This is a genomic window from Pseudomonas sp. NFACC39-1, from assembly GCF_900110355.1.
In the GTDB taxonomy this organism is placed as follows: domain Bacteria; phylum Pseudomonadota; class Gammaproteobacteria; order Pseudomonadales; family Pseudomonadaceae; genus Aquipseudomonas; species Aquipseudomonas tehranensis.
Window position 1 is genome coordinate 53,955 of record NZ_FODL01000006.1, and the last position, 18,009, is coordinate 71,963.

Here is an 18,009-nt window from a genome sequence, read left to right on the forward strand (position 1 = left end):
GTCAGCCACCATAGACGCTGCTGACCCAACGCCATCGCGAGCAGGCTCGCTCCCACAGGATCATTGGCTCAGAACCTCGGCTTGACGGTTTTCCAGTCTGGCTTGTAGCGCTGCATCTGCCGCACATCGTCGCGCTGGCGGATGCCGCAACTGAGGAACTGCTCATGCAGTTTGCCCAGTTGATCGCGGTCCAGCTCCAGCCCAAGCCCCGGTGCGCGGGTGATTTTCACGCAGCCATCGACAATCGGCAGCTTGCCGCCCTTGATCACTTCTTCATCCGGCTCCTGCCATGGGTAGTGGGTATCACAGGCATAGTCCAGGTTCGGCACCGCAGCCGCCACGTGGGCCATGGCCATCAGGCTGATGCCCAGGTGGGAGTTCGAATGCATCGATACCCCCAGGCCAAAGGTGTCGCACATTTTCGCCAGCGCCTGGGTGTCTCGCAGCCCACCCCAGTAATGGTGGTCGGCCAAGACGATCTGCACGCTGTTCAGCGCCACGCTACGACGGAATTCGTCGAAATCGGTGACCACCATATTGGTCGCCAGCGGCAGGCCCGTGCGTCTGTGCAGTTCGGCCATTCCCTCAAGCCCCGGCGTCGGGTCTTCGTAATATTGCAGGTCATCACCCAGCAGCTCGGCCATGCGAATGGAGGTTTCCAGCGACCAGTTGCCATTGGGGTCGATGCGCAGCGGGTAACCGGGGAAGGCCTGTTTCAACGCCTTGATGCAGGCCACTTCGTGTTCCGGCTCCAGGGTGCCGGCTTTGAGCTTGATGCTCTTGAAGCCATAGTCCTGGATCATGCGCCGGGCCTGAGCGACGATTTGCTGTTCGTTGAGCGCCTCGCCCCAACTGTCCGGCGGATAGGGCGAATCGACGTGTTCGGCATATTTGAAAAACAGATAGGCGCTGAACGGGATCTCATCCCGAATCGCCCCGCCCAGCAGATCCACCAGCGGCACGTTCAGGTAATGGGCTTGCAGGTCCAGGCAGGCCACCTCAAACGCCGAGTAAGCATTACTCACCGCCTTGCTCGCATGGGAACCCGGTGCCAGCTCCGCACCGGCAACACTGGCGGGCCGGTGAGCGGCGACGGTGGCCTGGACGATGGCCCGCAACTGGTTGAGGTTAAACGGGTCCAGCCCGATCAGCTGGCTTTGCAATTGCTGCTGGATCGCCAGGGCCGGCGCATCGCCGTAACTCTCTCCCAGGCCGATGTAACCGTTGTCGCTCTCGATCTCGATGATCGAACGCAGCGCGTAGGGCTCATGAATACCGCTGGCATTGAGCAACGGCGGATCGCGAAAGGCGATGGGTGTGACGGTGACGCGGGTGATCTTCATGCAGCGGCTCCGATCATTGTTTTTGTAGAGGACGGGAGGATGATGGACGGAGGGTATTGTTCCCGTCTAATCTAACTTGGCACTTGATTGATACCTGGATTGAATCAATGTTTGAACTGGCCCAGCTACGCTGCTTCACCACGGTGGCGACCGAACTCAACTTCCGTCGCGCCGCCGAACGTCTGAACATGACCCAGCCTCCGCTGAGCCGGCAGATCCAGTTGCTGGAACATCACCTGGGTGTCGAACTGTTCACCCGCAGCACTCGCAGCGTGGCGCTCACGGCCGCCGGGCGGGCGTTTTTCATCGAAGCACAGAACCTTCTGGAGCAGGCGCAACAAGCCGCCGTGGCCGCCAAGCGGTTTGCCCAGGGCGACATCGGCTCGGTCACCATCAGCTTCGTCGGCAGTGCGGTGTATGAGTTTCTGCCCAAGGTCATCGCCGAAGCCCGCTTGAAACAACCCCAGGTAAAAATCGTCCTGTCGGAGATGAACACTTACCAGCAGCACGAGGCCCTGCGTGCCCGCCGCATCGACCTGGGGATCGTCCGCTCACCCCTGCTGGAAACCGGCTACGCCACCGAGTGCCTGGTGCGCGAACCCTTCGTCCTGGCCGTGCCGGCGGGTCATCCGCTGGCCAGTGCCGATTCGGTGGGCGTCGAGGACCTCGACGGTGAACCCTTCCTGATGTACTCCCACTCCGCCTACCCACCGTTCAACGAACTGCTCACCGGCATGCTGCGCTCAGCCCGCGTCGCGCCGCAGTTCGTGCAATGGCTGGGGTCCTCGCTGACGATCCTGGCGCTGGTCAACGCTGGCATGGGTCTGGCGCTCGTGCCCCGCTGTGCCACCAGCGTGGTGTTCAGGCAGGTGGTGTTTCGTGAGATCGATCTGGGCGAAGGGGTACAGAGCGAGTTGCACCTGGTATGGCGCCAGGACAATGACAACCCGGCGTTTGCCATGTTGCTGGAGGGCATTCGCGGCGCGGTTCGGGAGGGTCTCTGAATCTGAAGCCTACCGATGTCGCCCCTCGCCACACTAACCAAACTTGACGGCCTATTCCCGCCCACTCAAACAAGTTGTACGATGACCGATGAGATCAGCCTAAAACGCTCATCCGCTCCGATACCTACAAAAATAAGGAAATACCCATGAAAAAAGCCACATTGGTCATCAGCTTTCTGTGCCTGTTCAGCGGCTACGTAGTGGCGGCCTCTTCACCGGCCGAGCAGGAAGTGGCCCAGGCCGTCGACCATCTGACCCAAGCCATGCTGCACAAAGACATCCCACAACTCCAGGCACTGGCCGCCGAAAACCTGACCTACGGGCACTCCAGCGGGAAGATTCAGGACAAGAAAGCCTTCATTGCCGACATCGAAACCGGCAAGAGCGCGTTCAAGACCCTGGAAATGAAGGATCAGCAAATCACCCTGTCAGGCGATGTGGCCCTGGTGCGCCACCACTTCTCCGCCCAGGCGCTCAAAGGTACTGAAGTGGTTCCGACGGAAATCGAGAACTTTCAGACCTGGCAGAAGCAGAAGAATGGCAAGTGGTTGCTGATTGGGCGACAGGCGTTTCGGTTCTGATACCGGGCTAGGCCGGGCACCTCTGCGGCAAGCGCGTTATTTGAGCCTCAGGTGATCCATTGTGGCGAGGGAGCTTGCTCCCGCTCGGTTGTGAAGCGACCGCAAAAAAGGGGCCGCTACGCAGCCCAGCGGGAGCAAGCTCCCTCGCCACAAGGATGTCTGCTCTGCCCTGACGCCTTGCTTCAGGCTCCGGCCCACTGCTCCCGGTACTGCAGCAGGAAATCGACAAAGGCGCGCACCCGCTGCGGCACGTACCGACCGTGGGGATACAGCAAGGTGAACGGACGTGAGCGCCCCGCGAAAGGCGCAAGTACCTCCACCAATTGCCCATTGGCCAGCTCCTGCTCCACGATGAATTTGTAGGTCTGGAACAAGCCGGCGCCATGTTTGGCCAGCGTCACGCCGCCGAGCACATCGTCCGAACAGCAATAACCCCCTTCGCCGAACACCTCCTTTTCCTTGCCTTCGACATTGAACAGCCAGGAAATCCGCCGCCCGCTGCTGGGCAATTCGAACTGGATGCACTCGTGATCGTCCAGGTCTTCAAGGACCTGCGGCGTGCCGGCCTTGCGCAAGTAATCTGGGGACGCGACCACCACCAGTTTCGCGTCTTCCAGCAGCCGGGCGATCAAGGAGGAGTCCGGTTGGGCCCGCACCCGAATCGCCAGGTCATAACCCTCGGCCACAAAGTCAATGTTGCGGTTGCTCAGGTGAAGGTCCACGGTCACTTGTGGGTACAGAGCCCGAAATGCCGGCAGCAGCGGCAGGATCCGGTGATGAGCGTAAGTGGTGGGAAGGCTGATGCGCAGTTGCCCGGACGGCACCGCTTGCGCGCCCATCATTTGCTGTTGCGCCTCCACCAGTTGCGTTAACGCCTGGCGGCATTGCTCGAAGTAGGTCCTGCCGGCTTCCGTCAGGCGGATGCTGCGGGTGGTACGCACGAAAAGTCGTGAACCCAGGCGCTCTTCCAGGCGAAAGATCGAGCGGCTCACTGCCGCTGGAGTCACACCGGCAAGCTGGGCCGCTGCGGTGAAACTCCCTGCCTCCGCCGCCAAGCAAAACAGTTCTATGCTGCCCAATTGCAGGTCTTCGAAATGCCGCTTCATGATTCGTTACACCGCGTATCAACTGAAGATTCCAGACACCTGTTTATCAGCCGCAGGCGGATAAATATAGTGGCCCTCGTGGCGCGGGAACCCTCCTGCGCTTATTTCTCATCAACAGGAGTGCCTCATGCCTTTCGTCAATGTGCGTATTACCCGCGACGGCGTCACTCGCGAGCAGAAAGCCCAGGTCATTTCCGAGATCACCGAAACCCTTCAGCGCGTGCTGGGCAAGGACCCGCACTTGACCCACATCGTGATAGAGGAGGTCGATACGGATAACTGGGGGTATGCGGGTATGACCACGACCGAGTATCGAAGTATTCCGAAGGAATAACGCCCTCTGAGCCCGGTCCAACTGACCGGGCTTTTTTGTACCTGGTGATAAACCCTGTGGGAGCGGGCTTGCTCGCGAAAGCGGTGTATCAGTCAAAACTTCGGTGGCTGACCCACCGCATTCGCGAGCAAGCCCGCTCCCACACTAGCTGTGTGGTGATCAAACAATTGTTTACATCAGGTATCAACTCAAATACCAGAACCCCGGTTTATCAAACCCAAGCGCATCAATACCCTGATCCCAACCACCGCCAACATCGGCGCAACGGTTTCAATTCAATTGATCAGGAGTCCCATCATGAACCTCAACAAAACCGTCATCATCACCGGCGCTTCCAGCGGCATCGGCCTGGGTCTGGTCCAGGCGTTCCTGGATCGCGGCTATAACGTGGTGGGCAATGCCCGCTCCCAGTCCGGCCTGGACAGCGCCGCGCAACAGCTCGGCCATCCGGCGAATTTCCTTGGCGTGGCCGGTGACATTGCTGACCCGGCCACTTCAACCACACTTATAGCCAAAGCCATCGAGGTCTTCGGCGCCGTTGACGGGCTGGTGAACAACGCCGGTTTCTTCCTGCCAAAGCCCTTCATTGAATACAGCCCCCAGGACCTGGAAGCGCTGCTGGACACCAACCTCAAGGGGCTGGTCTACGCCAGCCAGGCGGCGGCCGCGCACATGATCGGTCGTCAGCAGGGGTTCATCATCAACATCTCCGCCGCCGTGGCCCTGCAACCCAATATCCAGGTGCCGGCGGCGCTGCCGGTGTTGATCAAGGGCGGGGTCAACCAGATGACCCGTGCCCTGGCGCTGGAGCTTTCGCCTCATAACATCAAGGTCAACGCGGTTGCACCGGGCATCATTGACACGCCCATGCATGACCCGGCCCATCGTGAGTTTCTCAACAACCTGGCCCCGGCCGGTCGTGTGGGCACCATCAAGGAAATCGCCGAAGCGGTGCTGTACCTGGCAGGCGCTGATTTCACGACCGGCGCGATTTTGCCGGTGGACGGTGGGATGAGCACGGGCAAGTGGTGAAAAAGAAAAACCCCGCAGGCAGAACCTGCGGGGTTTTCATGAAGCACAGAACTTAGAGCGTGTAGGAGATGCCGGCCTGCACGGTTCGCGGTGCGCCTGGGTAGGCATAGACGTTGCCGAAAGCGCCTTCTTCGTAGTCGGCGTCGAACAGGTTCTTCAGGTCCAGATTGAGGCGGATCCGCTCGTTGACCTTGTAGTAACCGAGCAAGTCCACCACGGTGTAGCTGTCCATGGAGAATGCATTGGCCGCCGTCTGGCCGGCCCGTTCATCCACATACTTGGCGCCGAGTCCCAGGCCCAGCCCTTTGAGGCCGCCATCCTGGAACTCATAGACGTTCAACAGGCTGAAGGTGTTTTTGGGCACGTTGAGCAAGCGGGTGCCGGACGGGATATTGATGTCCTTGGTCACTTCGGCATCCACATACGCGTAACCACCAATCACGCGCCACTCCGGCGTCAAATTGCCTGCCACATTCAGGTCAAAACCACGGCTGCGCACTTCGCCAGCAGCCACGCTGAAGGCGGAATCCACTGGATCAGTGGTGAGCACATTACGCTTTTCGATCTGGTACACCGCCGCATCGACACTCAACTGACGGTCCAAGGCTTCCCACTTGACCCCCATCTCATAAGACTTGCCCTCTTCCGGCTTGAACCCGCCGCCTCCGCGACTGGCACCGTTGTTGGGTTTGAACGAGCGGGCGGTGTTGGCGTAGACAGCCACCGTGTCGGTCAGGTCGTAGATCACTCCCAGGCGTGGGGTGACGGCGCTGTCGGTGACATCCCAGTTCCGACTACCAGGCGGGTTCTGAGGGACAAAACTCTCGTACTGATGCTCGAACCGCTCAAAACGCGCCCCAGCCAACAGCTTCAAGCGCTCAGTCAACGCCACTTGATCCTGCACGAACACACCAAACGTCTTGAGGTTTTCCTGATCATCGGTGGGGGTGCGCGTCAACGCCGGGCGTGGCTGGCCATACACCGGATCGAAGATATCGATCGGGTAGGCACCGACGGCGCCGGAGGATCGCTTGATGATCGACTGGTAGTCGTAGTCTTCGTACTCGATGCCGGTCAACAGCGTGTGCTCGAACCCGCCCGTGGAAAAATGCCCGGTGAGATTGAGTTGCGTGTCCCGGTCAGTCCATTCCAGTTTGCGATAGTTGAAGTTACGACTCAGCGTGCGCCCATCGGCGCCGATGCTGTTGCCTTCCACGGCGTTGCCCTGCAACGTGCCGTCCAGCCACTGGGTCCCACCGGCCAGGGTCCAGTCGTCGTTGAGCATGTGCTCGAAGCGCACCTGGAGCATGTTGTTGTCGTTGTGCAACTTGCCGGCATCTTTTTCGCCGAAGAACGTATCGCGCGAGGCGGTGCCGCGCTGGCCGGCGTAATGGGTCAGGCCACGGTCCAGCGGCGCATTGTTGCGCATGAAGTCGCCTTCGAAGGTCAGGCGCGTGGTGTCGTTGACCTGCCAGGTCACCACCGGCGCAATGCCGTAGCGTTCGGTCTCAACGTGGTCGCGGAACGTATCGCCGCCCTCGCCGATCACGTTCAGGCGATAAGCCAGGCGCCCTTCTTCGTCCAGCGGGCCTGAGGCATCCAGGGTGCCGCGCCGCATGCCCTGATCGCTGACCTGACTGCCCAGGGTCACCGTGCGTTCGGCCAATGGTTGCTTGGACACCACGTTGAAAGTGCCGCCTGGATCGCCGCGACCGTACAGCATCGTCGCCGGGCCGCGCAGCACTTCCAGGCGCTCGATGGTGTTGGCATCAGGCATGTTCGGGTAACCGCGGTTGATCGGGAAACCGTTGCGGTAGAACTCGCCCGTGGTAAAGCCACGGACCGTGAACGTGGTCAGGCCCTGGCCGCCGAAGTTGTTCGCCCTGCCAACCCCGCCGGCGTAATCGAGTGCGTCTTGCAGCCGGGTGGCGCTGAGGTCTTCCACCACGTCGCGCGAAACCACGGAAATGGACTGTGGGGTTTCATGGATCGCGGTGTCGGTACGTGTCGCGCTGGCCGAACGGGTCGCGTGATATCCCTTGACGGGCCCCTGCGCGGACTCGATATCCGAAAGACCCACGATGTCCGTGGCTTGCAGTTCCAATGGCGCGGAGGTTGCGGCCATGGGCTCGTCTGCCCACGTGGATACGGAATAAGCCTGGAGCACACACAGTGAAACGAGAATCCGACGCATCGATGCACAATCCTAATGAAAGTACGTCAGCCCCCCTGAGGCCGACCAAAATGTGTCGTGAAAGATACAGCAACTCATTCTTGTTTGATATAAATTCCTATTCATACCTTCTATAAAATACCCTTGCAGAACAACGTGCCAACGGGCACCGCAGGTCATGCCGGGGACAGCTCGACACGGCAGCGGGCAAAGTCGTATACCATATCCCCAAACAAGCCAAACGATCGCCGCCGTGACCTTATCCAAGTTCAACCTGCCTGATCTGGGCAACACCCCTTCCACTTCGGAAATCATCACCCGTCATCTGCGCGAAGCCATCGTGGCCGGGCATTTTGCCGAGGACGAGCCGATTCGCCAGGACGACATCGCGCGGCAGTTCAACGTCAGCAAGATTCCCGTGCGCGAAGCCCTCAAGCGCCTGGAAGCCGAGGGGCTGGTGATGTTCCAGCGCAATCGCGGGGCGATGGTCACACGCATTTCCGAGGCGGAGCTGGCGCAGATGTTCGAGGTGCGGATGCTGCTGGAAGACAAAGTGCTGCGCCTGGCGATCCCCCACATGACCGAAGAAACGTTTGCTCGCGCCGAAGGCATCTGCCAGGAGTTCATCGGTGAGGACGACGTGGGCCGTTGGGCCGAGCTCAACTGGCAGTTGCATGCCTGCCTCTACGAGCCGGCGCAACGGCCCTTTCTGGTGGGTCTGATCCGTTCGGTCCACGACAAGCTAGAACGCTATTTGCGCATGCAAATGAGCCTGTCCGCCGGCAAGGACCGCGCCGATCACGAGCACCGGGAAATCATCAAAGCCTGCCGCGCGGGTGATGTTGAGCGGGCAGTGAAGTTACTCGATGAACATATCGCCGGCGTGTGCCGGACGCTGTTCGAGTTTTTGCCTGCCAGTCACTGATGGATCCGGACTGTGCCGATTTCGTCATGAGCACAGGCTAAATCCATCAAGCCGCCAGCCGCCTGCACGGGCCACGCTTGCGTTCACTCACCTGAACGGACGTGGCCTCCCATGAAACGCATCACCGTGATCGACTCCCATACCGGCGGCGAACCGACCCGTCTGGTCACCGACGGTTTTCCGGATCTGGGCCAAGGCAGCATGGCCGAGCGCCGCCAGCGTCTGGCGACACAACACGACGCCTGGCGCACCGCCTGCGTGCTGGAACCGCGCGGCAGCGATGTGCTGGTGGGGGCGCTGCTCTGTGAGCCGCAGGATCCGAGCGCCTGTGCCGGGGTGATCTTCTTCAACAACAGCGGCTACCTGGGCATGTGTGGCCACGGCACCATCGGCCTGGTGACGTCGCTGGCACACCTGGGCAAGATCGGCCCTGGCGTGCACACCGTTGAAACCCCGGTGGGCACGGTGCAAGCGACCTTGCATGAGGACCGTTCGGTCAGCGTACGCAATGTACCGGCCTACCGTTACCGCAAGGCGCTGAGCCTGGAGGTGCCCGGTGTCGGCCCGGTGGTGGGCGATGTGGCCTGGGGCGGCAACTGGTTTTTCCTGATCGCTGACCATGGCCAGCGCGTGGCGGGCGACAACCTCGACGCGTTGACCGCCTACACCTACGCCGTGCAGCAGGCCTTGGAACAGCAAGGTCTGCGGGGTGAGGACGGTGGCCTGATCGATCACATCGAACTGTTTGCCGATGACCCGCAAGCCGACAGCCGCAACTTCGTGCTCTGCCCTGGCAAGGCGTATGACCGCTCCCCATGCGGCACCGGCACCAGCGCCAAACTGGCGTGCCTGGCTGCGGACGGCAAACTGCAACCCGGGCAGATCTGGCGCCAGGCCAGTGTCATTGGCAGCGAATTCGAAGGCTCCTATGAGTTCGACGGCGAGCGCATCGTGCCGACCATTCGCGGCCGCGCCTATATCAGCGCCGAAACCACGCTGGTCATTGAGCCGGATGATCCTTTCGCCTGGGGCATCGTCCCGTGAACCCCGGCCACGTCGCCGATGTGATCATCATCGGTGCCGGCATCATCGGCGCCGCCTGCGCCCGGACGTTGGCCCGGCGAGGCTTGAAGGTCCTGGTACTCGATGCCGGTTGGCACGGCGCCACGGCCGCCGGCATGGGCCACTTGCTGGTGCTGGACGACAACCCGGCGGAACTGGCCCTCAGTCAATATTCCCTGCAGCGCTGGCGCCAGTTGGCACCGGCCCTGCCCGACGCCTGCGCGTGGCGCAACAACGGCACCCTGTGGCTGGCGGCCAATGCCGAGGAAATGGCCGTTGCCCATAGCAAGTACCTGAATCTACTGGCCCATGGCGAAGACTGCGAGCTGATCGGTCGTACGGCCCTGCAGCAGCGCGAGCCGCAACTGCGCGAAGGTCTGGAGGGCGGCCTGCTGATCAAGGGTGACGGGATCCTGTATGCGCCGGCCGCCGCGCGCTGGATGCTGGACGAGGCCAATATTGATCAGCAACGCGCCCAGGTCGTTGAAGTGGACGGCCATCGGGTGCGTCTTGAGGACGGTCGCTGGTTGAACGCCGAAGCGGTGATTCTCGCCAATGGCATCCAGGCCACCGAGCTGTGCCCGGAGTTGCCGATCGAAGCCAAGAAGGGCCATTTGCTGATCACCGATCGTTACCCCGCGACGGTCACCCACACCCTGGTGGAGCTGGGGTATGTCACCAGTGCTCACAACGCCAGCGGTCCATCGGTGGCATGCAATATCCAACCGCGTCCGACCGGGCAGCTGTTCATCGGTGCCTCGCGACAGTTCGGCACCGTCGACCCGCAGGTGGAGGGCTGGATGCTGGCAAAGATGCTCAAGCGTGCTGTCGACTACATGCCAGGCCTGGCACACCTCAACGGCATCCGCGCCTGGACCGGTTTTCGCGCCGCCAGCCCCGACGGCCTGCCGCTGGTGGGGCAACATCCGCAGCGCCCTGGCCTGTGGCTGGCGGTGGGTCACGAAGGCCTCGGTGTCACAACGGCACCCGCAACCGCTGACTTGCTGGTCGCGCAACTGTTCAATGAAACCTCGCCGCTAGCCCCTCAAGCTTACCTGCCCCAGCGTTTCCTCGGAGAACCGGCCCATGCCTGAATTATTCCTCGACGGCCGCCCCTTGTCGGTCGCCAACGGCACCAGCGTTGCGGCGGCGTTGGCCTTGGGCGCGGACGGTTGCAGCCGCACTTCGGTCAGCGGCCAGCGCCGCGCGCCTCTGTGCGGCATGGGCATCTGCCAGGAATGCCGGGTGATAATCGATGGCCATCGACGCCTGGCCTGCCAGACGCTGTGCCGCGATGGCATGCAGGTGCAAACACGGCCATGAACGAAACCACCGACCTGTTGATCATTGGCGCCGGCCCCGCCGGCATGGCCGCCGCCCTGGCCGCGGCAAGCAGCGGCACGCGCATTGTGCTGCTGGACGATAATCCATGGCCGGGCGGGCAGATCTGGCGCGACGGCCCCCAGGCTCACCTCCCTGCCGAGGCCCGACGTCTGCGCAACTCATTACAGGCCTGCGCCAATGTGCGCTGCCACGCCGGCTCCCGCGTCATCGCCTGTGCTGCCGATAAAACCCTGCTGGTGGAAGATGCCGAACGCGGCTGGCAGATCACCTACCAGCGCTTGATCCTGTGCACCGGCGCGCGCGAACTACTGCTGCCCTTCCCCGGCTGGACGTTGCCGGGGGTGACTGCTGTCGGTGGTTTACAAGCATTGATCAAGAGTGGCCTGCCCGTGCGCGGCGAACGGCTGGTGATCGCCGGCAGCGGCCCGTTGCTGCTGGCCAGCGCCGCCACCGCCAAACATCAAGGAGCGCAGGTACTGCGCATCGCCGAGCAGGCCAGTCGTGGCGCCGTCGCTGGTTTCGCCGCGCAACTGCCACGCTGGCCGGGCAAATTTTTGCAGTCATTGAGCCTTTTCGATCCGAACTACTGCACCGGCACTCATGTGCTGGAGGCCCTGGGTCGTGAGCGGCTTGAGGGCGTGCGTTTGCTACACCGGGGCGAGACACTTGAACTGGCCTGTGACCGTCTTGCCTGTGGTTTCGGGCTCATTCCCAATACTCAGCTCGGCCAGGCCCTGGGCTGCGGTCTTGAAGGCCAGGCGCTGGCTGTTGACGCCTGGCAAGCGACCACCCGCCACGACCATTACGCCGCCGGCGAATGCACCGGGTTCGGTGGCAGCGAACTGGCGCTGGTGGAAGGCGCCATCGCCGGGCACAGCGCCGTCGGCAATAGCGTCGCCGCCCAACGCTTGTGGCCTCGCCGGGCACGCTGGCAAGCTTTCGCCCGGGCTTTGAACAAGGCCTTCGCCTTGGACCAGCGACTCAAGACCCTCGCTCGGGACGACACGCTGGTGTGCCGCTGCGAAGACGTGCCCTATGGCGAACTGGTCGGCCAGCCGGACTGGCGCGCAGCGAAACTGGCGAGCCGGTGTGGCATGGGTGCCTGTCAGGGGCAGGTTTGCGGTGCTGCGCTGGAACATCTGTTCGGCTGGCCCTCACCCACACCGCGCCCGCCCTTCAGCCCGGCGCGGATCGAGACTTTGTTGCACCTGGAACAAACCCCGCCCGCTTGAGCCCGGCACAAGATCCCCCTGTGGGAGCGTGCCTGCTCGCGATAGCGCCGGCTCAGCAGCATTGATGTTGACTGACACTCCGCTATCGCGAGCAGGCTCGCTCCCACAGTTGCTTCGGGTCGTTCATAAACAACTGGGCGAACCACCGTGCGATTCCAAGGTGACAAGCCCATTATTTTCGATCGACACTGCGCTACCGCAAGCAAACTCGTTCCATCAGGAGGCGATGCTGGACCATGTACCCCACGCTCACTTCCTTCGCCCCCTGCGATTTGCCTACCCTGCTCAACAGCCTGCAACCCATCGCGCCGTTGCTCGACACCCTGTCGGACGTGGTGTTTTTCATCAAGGACAGCCAAGCCCGCTACGCCTTCGTCAACCAGACCCTGGCCCGGCGTTGCGGCTTCAAACAAAGCAGCGACCTGCTGGGCCTCACCGCCGAACAGGTCTTTCCCGAGCGTTTCGGCCCGTTGTACACCGAGCAGGACCGACGGGTGCTGGCCAGCGGCCGGGAACTGGCCGACCAGCTCGAACTGCACCTGTACTACGGCAACCAGCCGGTGTGGTGCCTGACTCATAAACTCGCCCTGCACCAGCCCAACGGCCAGATCGTCGGCCTGGCCGGGATTTCCCGGGACCTGCAACTGCCCCAGTCGAGTCACCCCGCGTTCCACAAGCTGGCGGCGGTGGATGCTCATATCAAGCAGCACTTCGCCCACCCCATCAGCCTTGCCGACCTGACCGCCATCGCCGGGTTGTCGGTGGCGCAGTTGGAGCGTCACTGCAAACGCATCTTCCAGCTCACGCCCCGGCAGATGATTCACAAGGCACGGTTGGAAGAGGCCTCACGGTTGTTACTGGACCACGACCTGCCCATCACCGAAATCGCCTTGCGCTGCGGGTACACCGATCACAGCGCGTTCAGCCGGCAGTTCCGTGCCTTGACCAGCCTTTCGCCCAGCCAGTATCGCGAAAATCAGCGCTGACCGGTGTTCCCTGGCGGGGCATGGAGCTGTCCGATTGCTCCCATCTGTAACATCGCGTTGAAGCGCTGCACGGCCCCTGTCGCAGCCGCAAATCTTTTAACGCATGCACATCAACACCTTACCGAGACCTGCTGACTCAACCTCAAATCGGCACGTTGCTTGCTTTATTTAATATCGTATACGAAATCCTCAATACGATATTTCATCCGCATTTATTCGACAGCGAGGCATTTATGAAAAACCCTGCATTGGCTGTAACCCTGAGCATTGCCCTCACGCCCCTTTTCATCGCCCCCGCTCACGCCGACAAACTCGACGACATCATCGGCTCCGGCACACTGCGTTGCGCCGTGACCCTGGACTTCCCGCCCATGGGTTTTCGTGACGCTGGCAATAAACCTGCTGGTTTTGACGTGGACTATTGCCACGACCTGGCGAAAGTCCTCGGCGTGGAACCCGAAGTGGTGGAAACACCGTTCCCGGACCGGATCCCGGCGCTTGTATCCGACCGTGCGGACGTGATCGTCGCCTCAACCTCCGACACTCTGGAGCGGGCCAAGACCGTGGGCCTGACCGTGCCCTACTTCGCGTTTCAGATGGTGGTGCTGACCCGCGACGATACCGGCATCAACAGCTACGACGACCTCAAAGGCAAACCTCTGGGTAACACCAGCGGCACCTACGAAGCCATCGCCCTGGAAAAAGACCAGAAGAGTTGGGGCAGCGGCAGTTTCCGCGCCTACCAGTCGCAGAACGACACGCTGCTGGCCGTCGCCCAAGGACACATCGATGCGACCGTGGTGACCAACACCGTGGCGGCCGCGACCCTCAAGTCGGGCAAGTACAAGAACCTGAAAATCGCCGGCAACGCGCCCTATGTCATCGACTACGTGTCCCTGGGCGCCAAGCGCAACGAGTACGGCCTGATCAACTACCTCAACCTCTTCGTCAATCAGCAGGTGCGCACTGGCCGTTACAAGGAGCTGTTCGTCAAATGGGTGGGCACCGACATCCCGCCGGCCGACCTGGTGGTGCCGCAGGTTTATTACTGAGGATTGGAGCATGCCAAGCACGCCTACCCGTGTGACGGGCCGAAGCCTGGTGGAGGGTGCCGCCCAGGGCGCCCTGCTGTACGCCGATGTGGGCCTGAGTTTCTGGGGCGGGGTCGATCCGGCCAGCGGCGAGGTCATTGACCGCCATCATCCGTTGAGCGGCGAACGCCTGGCCGGGCGCGTGCTGGCGATTCCCAGCGGGCGTGGCTCCTGCACCGGCAGCAGCGTGCTGATGGAGCTGATCAGCAACGGTCACGCCCCTGCGGCCCTGGTGCTGGCCGAGGCAGATGAAATCCTGACCCTGGGCGTGTTGGTGGCGCAGGTGATTTTCCAGCGTTCCCTGCCGGTGGTGTGTGTCGGGCGCGAGGCCTTCAACCGGTTGCGCGGTCAGGGTTTTGTGCGCATTGAAGGCGCTGGCCTGACCTTGTCGGGTCAGCGCCCCAACGATGGCTGGCATGGGCTGGACTTTCCAACCCCCGCGCTCAACTGTTCAACCATCAGCCTCAGCGAAGAGGACCAGGCGCTGCTCGATGGCAGCCACGGCAAGGCGGCCCAGGTCGCGATGCACATTGTATTGCGCATGGCCGAGATCCAGGGCGCCACACAACTGTTGGATGTGACCCAGGCCCACATCGATGGCTGCATCTATACCGGCCCGGCCAGCCTGCGTTTTGCCGAACAACTGGTGCAGTGGGGCGCGAAGGTGCGCGTTCCCACCACGCTCAATTCGATTTCCGTGGACCAGCGGCGCTGGCGGGAGCTGGGCGTCGACCCCGCCCTGGGTGAGCCGGCCAGTGCTTTGGGTGATGCCTACATGGCAATGGGGGCGCAGTTGAGTTTCACCTGTGCCCCCTACCTGCTCGACAGTGCGCCCAAGGCTGGCGAACAAATCGTCTGGGCCGAATCCAACGCCGTGGTCTACGCCAACAGCGTGCTCGGTGCCCGCACGCAGAAGTACCCGGACTTCCTGGACATCTGCATCGCCCTCTGCGGCCGTGCGCCGTTGACCGGCTGCCATCTTGACGCGCAGCGCAAAGCCGCGCTGATTATCGATGTGCCGCCGTTGGGGTCCGTGGACGACAGCTTCTATCCGCTGCTGGGTTATCACATCGGCAGCCTGACGGGCCGTCGCATTCCACTGATCCGCGGCCTGGAGCACGCCGCCCCCACGCGGGATGACTTGAAAGCCTTCGGCGCCGCGTTCGCCACCACCAGCGCCGCGCCGCTGTTCCACATCGCCGGGGTGACGCCCGAAGCCCTCGACCCTGCCGACGTCCTGGCGCCAGGTATCAGCTTGGCGCAGGACACTGTCAGCGCTGCCGGCCTGCTCGCCAGTTGGCGCGAACTCAACAGCGCCCGGCACCGCCATGTGGACGTGGTCTCCCTGGGTAACCCGCATTTTTCCCTCAGCGAATTTGCCGCCCTGTCGGCCCTGTGCGCAGGCCGCCACAAACATCCGGATGTGGTGCTGGCGATCACCTGTGGCCGAGCGGTACTGGAACAGGCTCGCGAAGCGGGCCACCTGCAAGCCATCGAAGCCTTCGGCGCGCTCCTGGTCACCGACACCTGCTGGTGCATGTTGGGCGAGCCGGTCATCCCGCCCCACGCCACCACCCTGATGACCAACTCCGGTAAATATGCCCATTACGCGCCGGGTCTGGTCGGTCGCGGCGTGCACTTTGCCTGCCTCGCGCAATGCGTTGAAGCCGCGTGCAGCGCAACGGCCAGCGGTCAACCGCCGACGTGGCTGCAACCGACTGTCCATACGGGGGGGCTGACCGATGTTTGACTACAGTTTCCAGTGGCGCCCGGCCTTGCGTGCCCTGCCCGACATGCTCGCCGGGGCCTGGGTCACTTTCGAGACCGCGGCGCTGTCGATGATCTTCGGCGTGCTGATCGCCCTGGTGCTGACGGTGATGCGCCAGGCCCGCCATCCGCTGCTGCGCGGCGTGGGCAACGGCTGGGTGTCGATCGCCCGCAACACCCCCTCGCTGTTCCAGATCTACATCCTCTACTTCGGCCTCGGCTCTCTCGGGCTGCACGTCAGTTCCTGGCTGGCGTTGCTGGCCGGGATCACCTTCAACAACGCCGGTTACCTGGCGGAGAACTTTCGCGGCGGCCTCAAGGCCGTGCCGAGTACGCAGATGCGCGCCGCCCGCTCCCTGGGTATGAGCGCCTGGCAGGCCTACCGAATGATCATCGTCCCGCAACTGTTGCGCATCGTGTTCTACCCGCTGACCAACCAAATGGTCTGGGCGGTGTTGATGACCTCCCTGGGTGTGGTCGTGGGCCTGAACAACGACCTCACCGGCGTCACTCAGGAATACAACGTCAAAACCTTCCGCACCTTCGAATACTTCGCCCTCGCGGCGGTGCTGTATTACCTGATCGCCAAACTGATCGTCGGGCTGGCCCGGCTGTTGTCCTGGCGCCTGTTTCGCTATTGAGGTCTCGTCATGTTTGAAACCAGCCTCACCCTTAACGACCTGCTGTTCTTGCTCGACGGGGCCTGGGTCACGCTGCAACTGACCGCGTGGTCGATTCTGCTGGGCACCCTGGCCGGCTTGCTGTTCGGCCTGCTACGGGCATTGTTGCCTCGGGCCAGCCTGCCACTGGCCTGGGTACTGGACGTGTTTCGCAGCGTGCCGCTGCTGATCCAGTTCGTGCTGTTTAACGCCCTCAAGAGCATCGTCGGCCTGAACCTGAACGCCTTCGCGGTCGGTTGCATCGTGCTCGGCGTCTACGCTGCCGCCTACTTCACCGAGATCGTGCGCGGTGGGGTGCTGGCGGTGCCGTTGAGTACCCGGCGGGCCAGCCGCTCCCTGGGCCTGAGTTACCTGCAGGATCTGCGCTACATCGTCCTGCCGATTGCCACGCGGGTCGCATTCCCTGGCTGGCTGAACCTGGTCTTGGGCGTGATGAAAGACACCGCGCTGGTGATGTGGATCGGCATTGTCGAACTGCTGCGCGCCTCGCAAACCATCGTCACCCGCATCCAGGAACCGCTGCTGGTGCTGTGCATCGCGGGCCTCATTTACTACGTCATGAGCCTGGTGGTCGCCCGCCTTGGCGCACGTCTGGAAAGAAGGTGGCAGGAAAATGATTGAGATCGAGAACGTACACAAATCCTTCGGCGACCTGGAAGTGGTCAAGGGCGTGAGCCTGACGGTGGACAAAGGGGAAGTGGTGTCGATCATCGGCGGCTCTGGCTCCGGCAAATCGACCCTGCTGATGTGCATCAACGGCCTGGAGCCAATCCACAAAGGCAGCATCCGCGTGGACGGCATCGAGGTCCACGACCGCGCCACCGACCTGAACCGCTTGCGGCAGAAGATCGGCATCGTGTTCCAGCAATGGAACGCTTTCCCCCATCTGACGGTGCTGGAAAACGTGATGCTGGCGCCTCGCAAAGTGCTGGGCAAAAGCAAGCAGGAGGCCGAAGCGCTGGCGCTGCAACAGCTGGAGCATGTGGGCCTGGGAGACAAGCTCAAGGCCTTCCCCGGCAAGCTTTCCGGTGGTCAACAACAGCGCATGGCGATCGCCCGAGCCCTGGCGATGTCGCCGGACTACATGCTCTTCGACGAAGCCACCTCGGCCCTGGACCCGCAATTGGTGGGCGAAGTGCTGGACACCATGCGCATGCTCGCCGAAGACGGCATGACCATGGTGCTGGTGACCCACGAGATCCGCTTCGCCCGGGACGTGTCCGACCGCGTGGCGTTTTTCTGCGACGGGCGGGTCCATGAGATCGGGCCGCCGGATCAGGTGATTGGCAACCCTGTGCAGCCGGAGACGGCGGCGTTTCTCAAGTCGGTGAAATAGCTAATGGCCCCAT

At 62.3% G+C, this 18,009-nt stretch carries 18 protein-coding genes; 15 read left to right on the forward strand and 3 right to left on the reverse strand.

Annotation, left to right across the window (positions count from 1 at the left end; all coding sequences use genetic code 11):
* Positions 1 to 68: 68 nt before the first annotated feature.
* On the reverse strand, positions 69 to 1,343 hold the full coding sequence (locus BMY45_RS14440; protein WP_092398687.1) for a glucarate dehydratase family protein: 1,275 nt from the start codon (positions 1,341 to 1,343) through the stop codon (positions 69 to 71).
* A 107-nt stretch (positions 1,344 to 1,450) separates the two neighbouring features.
* Between BMY45_RS14440 and BMY45_RS14445 the strand changes: the two genes are divergently transcribed.
* Entirely contained in the window at positions 1,451 to 2,347 is an 897-nt protein-coding gene (locus BMY45_RS14445; RefSeq protein ID WP_092398689.1) for a LysR family transcriptional regulator, read from the forward strand.
* A 146-nt stretch (positions 2,348 to 2,493) separates the two neighbouring features.
* Positions 2,494 to 2,928, forward strand: a complete 435-nt coding sequence (locus tag BMY45_RS14450; RefSeq protein ID WP_092398691.1) for a nuclear transport factor 2 family protein — start codon at positions 2,494 to 2,496, stop codon at positions 2,926 to 2,928.
* A 182-nt stretch (positions 2,929 to 3,110) separates the two neighbouring features.
* On the opposite strand, the gene BMY45_RS14455 is transcribed toward BMY45_RS14450, so the two are convergent.
* Positions 3,111 to 4,034: a LysR family transcriptional regulator gene (locus BMY45_RS14455; protein ID WP_092398693.1), complete on the reverse strand. Its 924-nt coding sequence runs from the start codon at positions 4,032 to 4,034 to the stop codon at positions 3,111 to 3,113.
* Positions 4,035 to 4,161: 127 nt separating this feature from the next.
* Between BMY45_RS14455 and BMY45_RS14460 the strand changes: the two genes are divergently transcribed.
* Both BMY45_RS14460 and BMY45_RS14465 read left to right on the forward strand, forming a co-directional pair.
* A complete protein-coding gene (locus tag BMY45_RS14460; RefSeq protein ID WP_092398695.1) occupies positions 4,162 to 4,368 on the forward strand; it encodes a tautomerase family protein in 207 nt (68 codons plus the stop codon).
* Positions 4,369 to 4,665: 297 nt separating this feature from the next.
* Positions 4,666 to 5,400, forward strand: a complete 735-nt coding sequence (locus BMY45_RS14465; protein ID WP_092398697.1) for an SDR family NAD(P)-dependent oxidoreductase — start codon at positions 4,666 to 4,668, stop codon at positions 5,398 to 5,400.
* Positions 5,401 to 5,452: 52 nt separating this feature from the next.
* On the opposite strand, the gene BMY45_RS14470 is transcribed toward BMY45_RS14465, so the two are convergent.
* Positions 5,453 to 7,594: a TonB-dependent siderophore receptor gene (locus BMY45_RS14470; RefSeq protein ID WP_092398699.1), complete on the reverse strand. Its 2,142-nt coding sequence runs from the start codon at positions 7,592 to 7,594 to the stop codon at positions 5,453 to 5,455.
* A 232-nt stretch (positions 7,595 to 7,826) separates the two neighbouring features.
* Between BMY45_RS14470 and BMY45_RS14475 the strand changes: the two genes are divergently transcribed.
* From BMY45_RS14475 to BMY45_RS14525, 11 genes are all read left to right on the forward strand, one after another.
* Complete coding sequence (locus BMY45_RS14475; protein ID WP_092398701.1) at positions 7,827 to 8,498, forward strand: GntR family transcriptional regulator; 672 nt, start codon at positions 7,827 to 7,829, stop codon at positions 8,496 to 8,498.
* A 111-nt stretch (positions 8,499 to 8,609) separates the two neighbouring features.
* The gene (locus tag BMY45_RS14480; protein WP_092398703.1) at positions 8,610 to 9,542 is read left to right on the forward strand and encodes a 4-hydroxyproline epimerase; all 933 of its coding nucleotides are present in this window, start codon (positions 8,610 to 8,612) and stop codon (positions 9,540 to 9,542) included.
* Positions 9,539 to 10,654 carry an NAD(P)/FAD-dependent oxidoreductase gene (locus BMY45_RS14485; protein ID WP_092398705.1) on the forward strand — a complete coding sequence of 372 codons (1,116 nt, stop codon included), beginning with the start codon at positions 9,539 to 9,541 and terminating at the stop codon, positions 10,652 to 10,654. Before BMY45_RS14480 ends, BMY45_RS14485 begins: the two co-directional genes overlap by 4 nt.
* On the forward strand, positions 10,647 to 10,883 hold the full coding sequence (locus BMY45_RS14490; RefSeq protein ID WP_092398707.1) for a 2Fe-2S iron-sulfur cluster-binding protein: 237 nt from the start codon (positions 10,647 to 10,649) through the stop codon (positions 10,881 to 10,883). The genes BMY45_RS14485 and BMY45_RS14490 overlap by 8 nt, the downstream gene beginning before the upstream one ends.
* Positions 10,880 to 12,136: an NAD(P)/FAD-dependent oxidoreductase gene (locus BMY45_RS14495; protein ID WP_092398709.1), complete on the forward strand. Its 1,257-nt coding sequence runs from the start codon at positions 10,880 to 10,882 to the stop codon at positions 12,134 to 12,136. The genes BMY45_RS14490 and BMY45_RS14495 overlap by 4 nt, the downstream gene beginning before the upstream one ends.
* 236 nt (positions 12,137 to 12,372) lie before the next feature.
* Complete coding sequence (locus tag BMY45_RS14500; protein WP_092398711.1) at positions 12,373 to 13,122, forward strand: AraC family transcriptional regulator; 750 nt, start codon at positions 12,373 to 12,375, stop codon at positions 13,120 to 13,122.
* Between the two features lie 233 nt (positions 13,123 to 13,355).
* A complete protein-coding gene (locus BMY45_RS14505; protein WP_092398713.1) occupies positions 13,356 to 14,174 on the forward strand; it encodes an ABC transporter substrate-binding protein in 819 nt (272 codons plus the stop codon).
* A gap of 10 nt (positions 14,175 to 14,184) precedes the next feature.
* Positions 14,185 to 15,963 (forward strand): cis-3-hydroxy-L-proline dehydratase, encoded by a 1,779-nt coding sequence (locus BMY45_RS14510; RefSeq protein ID WP_092398715.1) that lies wholly within the window; start codon positions 14,185 to 14,187, stop codon positions 15,961 to 15,963.
* The gene (locus BMY45_RS14515) at positions 15,956 to 16,621 is read left to right on the forward strand and encodes an amino acid ABC transporter permease (RefSeq protein ID WP_047228974.1); all 666 of its coding nucleotides are present in this window, start codon (positions 15,956 to 15,958) and stop codon (positions 16,619 to 16,621) included. The genes BMY45_RS14510 and BMY45_RS14515 overlap by 8 nt, the downstream gene beginning before the upstream one ends.
* 9 nt (positions 16,622 to 16,630) lie before the next feature.
* Positions 16,631 to 17,281, forward strand: a complete 651-nt coding sequence (locus BMY45_RS14520) for an amino acid ABC transporter permease (RefSeq protein WP_092398717.1) — start codon at positions 16,631 to 16,633, stop codon at positions 17,279 to 17,281.
* Complete coding sequence (locus tag BMY45_RS14525; RefSeq protein WP_092398719.1) at positions 17,274 to 17,996, forward strand: amino acid ABC transporter ATP-binding protein; 723 nt, start codon at positions 17,274 to 17,276, stop codon at positions 17,994 to 17,996. Before BMY45_RS14520 ends, BMY45_RS14525 begins: the two co-directional genes overlap by 8 nt.
* Positions 17,997 to 18,009: the final 13 nt, after the last annotated feature.